The organism is Perlucidibaca sp., from assembly GCF_057084925.1.
The window spans coordinates 39,592-45,800 of the sequence record NZ_JBXMRC010000033.1 but is presented as its reverse complement, the minus strand read 5'-3'; the positions used below and the strand labels follow the sequence as shown (position 1 = coordinate 45,800).

Genomic DNA, 6,209 nt, shown 5'->3' with positions numbered 1-6,209 from the left:
AATCCCGCGCTCGGCCAGGTACTGCTTGGCCTGCGGGATGCTGTATTCGCCGAAGTGAAAAATGCTGGCAGCGAGTACGGCGTCCGCACCACCTTCAAGAATGCCATCGGCCAGATGTTGCAGGTTGCCAACACCACCCGAGGCAATCACCGGCACATTCACGGCATCGGTTATGGCGCGTACCAGGGGTAAGTCATAGCCCGCCTTGGTGCCATCGGCATCCATGCTGGTTAGCAAAATTTCGCCAGCGCCATAGTCAGCCATGCGTACCGCCCACGCCACAGCATCTATGCCGGTTCGGTTGCGACCGCCGTGGGTGAAAATTTCCCAGCGACCTGGTTCGCCTGCAGCGGAGACGCGTTTGGCGTCAATGGCAGCAACAATGCACTGAGCGCCAAAACGCTGCGATGCCTCGGCAACAAACTCGGGCCGCTTAACGGCGGCCGAGTTAATGCTGACTTTATCGGCACCGGCGTTAAGCATGCGACGAATATCTGCCACTTCGCGAATACCGCCACCGACGGTGAGCGGAACAAACACCTGCGAGGCCATACGCTCGACGGTACGCGCCATGGTGTCGCGCCCCTCAACACTGGCGGTGATGTCGAGGAAGGTAATTTCATCTGCGCCTTGCTCGTCGTAACGGCGAGCGACTTCGACCGGATCACCGGCATCGCGGATGTCGAGAAATTTCACCCCTTTAACGACACGACCTTGATCAACATCGAGACAGGGAATAATGCGCTTGGCGAGGCTCATGCAGAAATACCGTGATTTAGCAGGCCGCGATTTTAGCATGGGTACTGGCAGGTCGCCTGCCCGACTATAATGCGCCCCACATTGATTCCTATTGAGCACTGCCCGTGTCGGCTAATTCCTCCCATTACGACGTCATTATTATTGGTGGCGGTGCCTCTGGCCTGATGTGCGCGATGGCGGCTGGTCAGCGTGGACGCCGCGTATTGGTCATGGACAGCAGTAACAAAATCGGTAAAAAAATTCTGATGTCGGGCGGTGGCCGCTGTAATTTCACCAACTACTTTGTAGGGCCAGAAAATTTCCTCTCGGCGAATCCGCAGTTCTGCATTTCAGCATTGAATCGATATACCCAGTGGGACTTTATTGCGCTGGTTGAAAAGCACCGTATTCCGTATCACGAACGCCTGCATGGCCAACTCTTCTGTGACGAGTCGGCCAAAGATATTTTGGCGATGCTGGTGAGTGAGTGCGAAAACGTCGGCGTCCACATCAGAACGCATTGTGAGATTCAGCAGGTGCAGGCATCAGAGAGTCTGCCCGCACGATTTTCACTAACCACCACGCAGGGCAAATACAGCGCAGAGTCGCTAGTGGTGGCCAGTGGCGGACTGTCGATCCCGACCTTGGGTAGTAGCGGTTTTGGCTATGATCTCGCGAAGCAGTTTGGTCATACCGTGTTGCCCTTACGCGCCGGATTAGTGCCTTTCACCTTTAGTGATGGCGTGAAAGTCGTGACGGAGCGGCTCAGTGGTCTCGCTGTGCCGGTCAGCCTCAGCGCGGCGGACACGACGTTTACGGAAAACCTGCTGTTCACTCATCGCGGCCTGAGCGGACCGGCGGTGCTGCAAGTCTCGAATTACTGGCAGCTGGGTGAGAGTATCCACATTGATTTGATGCCGGGCGAAGCGATTGAGGCGTGGTTCAAAGAGCAGAAACGACTGCACGCCAAGAGCTTGCTGCGCACCTTGCTCAGTGAGCGGTTGGCAAAAGCGCTGGTGCTGGAATTGCAGACGCTGCTGTGGCCGAGCTGGGCGGAAACACCTATGGCAGCCATTCCGGATGCGGCTTTAACCGCGTTGGCGCAACAACTTCAGGCCTGGACACTCAAGCCTGCGGGTACCGAAGGTTATCGCACGGCCGAAGTGACCTTAGGCGGTGTGGATACCCATGAGCTGTCATCGCGCACCATGGAAAGTAAGCGGCAGGTCGGGCTGTATTTCATTGGTGAGGTCGTGGATGTGACCGGCTGGCTGGGCGGCTACAATTTTCAGTGGGCATGGTCATCGGGCCATGCGGCGGGTCAATTTGTCTGAGGGTGGGCCATGAACGAAAAACGCTTTATTGATCCGCTTCAGGGCGTCACGCTGGAACATATGCTGACCCAGTTGGTGGCTCGTTATGGCTGGGTGGAGATGGGTCGCGTTGTGGATATTCGTTGCTTCAACGACAACCCCAGCATCAAATCCAGCCTGACTTTTTTGCGTCGAACACCGTGGGCGCGTGAGAAAGTTGAAGAGCTATACCGCCGCAGTCTCTAAAATAGGGGCGCTGGACGATCCGGCGATCTGTATTGGCCGAACTGCTTCACCCGAGATATCGAGAATCATCATGCTGCGACTAACTGACCTGAAGCTGCCACTGGAGCATAGCGAGGACGCGCTGCGCTCGGCGATTCTGTTACGCCTGGGTGTGCGCGAGCATGAGTTGGTCAGCTACAGCGTGTATAAGCGCAGTTACGATGCCCGCAAGCGCGGCCATATCGTGTTGATATACAGCCTCGATGTGTCACTCACCCAGGAATCCGCCGTACTCGATCGCTTGGCGGATGACCCCCATGTTGGGCCTGCACCAGACACGACCTATCAATTTGTTACGCCCGCACCGCAGGGCGACTTCCTGCGCCCCGTGGTCATTGGCTTTGGTCCTTGCGGCTTATTCGTGGCGCTGATTTTGGCGCAGATGGGCTTTCGCCCTATCGTGCTGGAGCGCGGTAAAGCCGTGCGTGAACGCACTAAAGATACTTGGGGCTTATGGCGCAAGCGCGAGCTGCACCCGGAATCTAATGTGCAGTTTGGTGAGGGCGGCGCCGGTACGTTCTCTGACGGCAAGCTCTATAGCCAGATTCGAGACCCACTGCATCATGGCCGGAAGGTGCTGACTGAGTTTGTGAAGGCAGGCGCGCCAGATGAAATTCTCTATGTGAGCAAGCCGCACATCGGCACCTTCAAGCTGGTCACGATGATTGAGAAGATGCGCGAGAACATCATTGCACTAGGCGGTGAAATTCGCTTCAGCGCACGGGTAGAAGATCTGCATATTGAGAACGGCCAGGTGCGGGGCGTGACGTTGGCGGATGGCGAACAGATCCGTAGCGACCATGTGGTGCTCGCGGTGGGCCACAGTGCACGAGACACGTTTCAGATGATTCATGACCGAGGCGTTTATGTCGAGGCAAAGCCGTTCTCCATCGGCTTCCGTGCCGAGCATCCGCAGTCGCTGATTGATAGCTGTCGCTTCGGCCCGCAGGCGGGTCATCCGATATTGGGCGCAGCCGACTACAAGCTGGTGCATCACGCCAAAAATGGCCGCTCGGTCTACAGCTTCTGTATGTGCCCCGGTGGCACCGTGGTGGCAGCGACCTCAGAGGAAGGGCGTGTAGTTACCAACGGCATGAGCCAGTACTCGCGTAATGAGCGCAACGCCAACAGCGCCATCGTAGTGGGCATTTCGCCGGAGGATTATCCCGGTAGTCCGCTCGCTGGTATCGACTTCCAACGCGCACTGGAGTCGCAGGCCTACGTGCTCGGTGGCAGCAACTACAACGCGCCGGGCCAACTAATCGGCGACTTCATTACCAAGCGGCCATCGCGCGAGTTCGGCAGCGTGCTGCCCTCTTACAAGCCTGGCGTGACCTTAGGCGAGCTGGATGCCAGCCTGCCCGCCTATGCCATCGACGCCATTCGCGAGGCCTTGCCCGCCTTCAATAAGCAAATTCGCGGCTACGCCATGCAGGACGCGGTGCTCACTGGCGTCGAAACGCGTACGTCCTCGCCGATCCGCATTAAGCGAGGTGACGACTTCCAGAGCATCAACACCAAAGGCTTGTACCCCGCAGGCGAAGGTGCGGGCTATGCCGGCGGCATTCTTTCAGCGGGTGTGGATGGCATCAAGGTCGCAGAGGCCGTGGCGCGCAGCTTAACCAGCGCTAACGCACGCTAATCGTCGTTACTGGCCTTAATGGATAAGGGTGGTAAGTCGTGCCGTTGCCGTGCCGCTGCACAACGCTCATCGCCCGCCATAAATTCTCGACACGTCGATGAGCGCTGCTCATAAATGCCGCAACTCACTGACGCACCTACTGTGCCAGAAAGAGCAATACAGCGAGCCGGTTTACTGTCAGTACCCCGCATAGCCACTCTATAGGGGTTAATGGGCGTGGTGAGATGTGTGGGAACCTGACCTGCTGGGTGCTCATCAGTTTCAGCCCAGTAAAAGGACACCCGATAGGCGGCGCAACAGGCTCCACAGGATTGACAGTGCTGACTCATGAGTGAGGCTAGGTAAAAACGCGTTATCGCTTAGATTACTGATCTAAATCAGAGACTTCAAGTTAGCCGGCTCGCCGAAAAGTCAGGTTAATACGCTGCTCGCCCAGCAAGGAGTGATGCCCTGCTTTTAGCGGCAAAACGCCATGAAAGCGCAGTCGGGACTCGCCGCCCCAGACCACGACATCACCATGCATCAACGGCACACGTTGGTACGTTTCACGGCGTTCAAATCCGCCCAGCTGGAAAACGGCAGGTAAGCCCAAGGACACAGACACAATGGGATGTGCGAAATCCTTTTCGTCACGATCCTGATGCAGCGACATACGAGCCCCCGGCACATAGCGATTAATCAAACAGGCATCGGGTTGAAAATCAGGATAGCCCACCAGCGCGGCGGCAGACTGCGCCAGCGTCGTCAGTGACGACGGCAAGGGTGGCCAGGCTAGGCCGGAATCAGGATCTACCTCGCTATAACGATAGCCGCTGCGATCTGAAATCCAGCCGAGCGGGCCTGCATTGGTGATGGCCACGGACATGTGAAAACCGCGCGAGGTCTTCATGTGGCGAAAAGGTGCATTGCTAATAATGTGATGCACGGCAGTTAAAATGTCCGACTCATCGGCTAAGGCGAAACCGTGCAGTAGCGCTGCGCCGGGCGCTAGCCATTCGGTATCTGAGCGAGGGGCTTCCGCAAACAAGTCGTCGATCATGGTGACTCTGAATGTTCGCGCGCCAGCAGTTCGCGCTTGCGCTCCAATCCCCAACGATACCCTGAAAGAGAGCCATCACGCCGTATGACACGATGGCAAGGAATGGCCACCGCCAGTGTATTGGCGGCACAGGCACTGGCCACGGCTCGCACGGCGCGGGGCGAGCCAATAGCAGCAGCAAGTGTGCTATAGCTGACGGTTTGCCCTGGCGGAATGGCGCGTAATGCCTGCCACACGCGATGTTGAAAGGCCGTGCCTCGGATATCCAGCGGTAAATCGAGGCCGATGGCAGGCGCTTCGACAAAGCCAATAATCTGGGCAATACGTTGCTCAAACGCGGCATCGCCGCCGTGCAGTGTGGTGCGGGGAAAGCGATCTTGTAGGGACTGCAAGAGCGGCTCGGGATTGTCGCCGAGCAAAATGGCGCAAATGCCGCGCGCGGTCTCCGCCACTAAAATAGACCCTAGAGAGCACTCCCCTAGCGCAAAGGAAATATCCGTTTGAATGCCACCTGCGCGCCATGCTGAGGGCGTCATACCCAGAACGGCATTGGTCTGCTCATAGAATCGGCCGCTGGAGCCGTAGCCGGCTTCAAGTAGGGCTTCCGTCATGGTCGGCTGGCGGGCCAGTTCGGCGCGATGCGCGTGAGCATAGGCTTTTGGTGTCACGCATCGGTGATTTTCTGTTGGCGAAGCTCGGCCAGCGGCTTTCTTTGCGTCATGCTCTCGCGCTCGTTGGGTGCGTGGACAAGGCAGACTGTAGCTAGACCCGCTGGCTTCTGCACTCCGAAGCTTGCTATTTTGCCGGACGATAAGCACAGAAGCCGGGCTTAGGCCCAATTGTAGGGTGTTGGTGGCAGGTATTCGGGCGACGTTCATAGACGGTGCAGCGGCGCGTCGTCGCATGCAGATAAAGACAGTCGCCGTTGCTGCGTTGCGCCAGCGTGAAGACTTCCTGTTTGTGGCTGAAGTGCCCGATGACCTTTGCTTTTTCCAACCGACGCGCGATCAGCCGAATCGGCTCTCCCCGCTCAAATTCATCGACCACACCGAGGCGGATCAGGTCATCAAGTCGTACTTCTACCGGCAGTGTGCAGCAGCTAGCCTGGCAATCGTTACAGAGACCCTTGTGGTAACGATGCCAGGTTTCAAGTCGATCAATGTCGGCAGGTCGCAGGGGAATGCGATTCATG

General features: G+C 57.5%; 7 protein-coding genes and 1 pseudogene. 3 read left to right on the top strand and 5 right to left on the bottom strand.

From position 1 onward, the window contains the following. On the bottom strand, window positions 1-759 hold a 759-nt coding region (gene hisF / locus AC14IB_RS11095; RefSeq protein ID WP_484231932.1), incomplete at its 3' end, for an imidazole glycerol phosphate synthase subunit HisF. A 104-nt stretch (window positions 760-863) separates the two neighbouring features. On the opposite strand from hisF, the gene AC14IB_RS11090 reads away from it, so the two are divergent. The 3 genes from AC14IB_RS11090 (at window position 864) to AC14IB_RS11080 (ending at window position 3,978) form a co-directional block, all read left to right on the top strand. Next, a complete protein-coding gene (locus AC14IB_RS11090) occupies window positions 864-2,072 on the top strand; it encodes a BaiN/RdsA family NAD(P)/FAD-dependent oxidoreductase (protein ID WP_484231931.1) in 1,209 nt (402 codons plus the stop codon). A 9-nt stretch (window positions 2,073-2,081) separates the two neighbouring features. Continuing rightward, window positions 2,082-2,297 (top strand): VF530 family protein, encoded by a 216-nt coding sequence (locus AC14IB_RS11085; RefSeq protein ID WP_484231930.1) that lies wholly within the window; start codon window positions 2,082-2,084, stop codon window positions 2,295-2,297. Window positions 2,298-2,367: 70 nt separating this feature from the next. After that, window positions 2,368-3,978, top strand: a complete 1,611-nt coding sequence (locus AC14IB_RS11080; protein WP_484231929.1) for an NAD(P)/FAD-dependent oxidoreductase — start codon at window positions 2,368-2,370, stop codon at window positions 3,976-3,978. Here AC14IB_RS11080 and AC14IB_RS11075 read toward each other — a convergent pair. The 4 genes and pseudogenes from AC14IB_RS11075 to AC14IB_RS11060 form a co-directional block, all read right to left on the bottom strand. After that, complete coding sequence (locus tag AC14IB_RS11075) at window positions 3,975-4,307, bottom strand: YkgJ family cysteine cluster protein (protein WP_484231928.1); 333 nt, start codon at window positions 4,305-4,307, stop codon at window positions 3,975-3,977. The two genes, AC14IB_RS11080 and AC14IB_RS11075, sit on opposite strands and share 4 nt — an antisense overlap. A 62-nt stretch (window positions 4,308-4,369) precedes the next feature. Beyond that, a complete protein-coding gene (gene alkB / locus AC14IB_RS11070) occupies window positions 4,370-5,017 on the bottom strand; it encodes a DNA oxidative demethylase AlkB (protein WP_484231927.1) in 648 nt (215 codons plus the stop codon). Beyond that, window positions 5,014-5,709 (bottom strand): annotated as a pseudogene (locus AC14IB_RS11065) (methylated-DNA--[protein]-cysteine S-methyltransferase); the annotation flags it as partial. The pseudogene AC14IB_RS11065 and the gene alkB, both read right to left, overlap by 4 nt. 103 nt (window positions 5,710-5,812) lie before the next feature. Next, a complete protein-coding gene (locus AC14IB_RS11060) occupies window positions 5,813-6,208 on the bottom strand; it encodes a YkgJ family cysteine cluster protein (RefSeq protein ID WP_484231926.1) in 396 nt (131 codons plus the stop codon). Between the last annotated feature and the right edge of the window lies 1 nt (window position 6,209).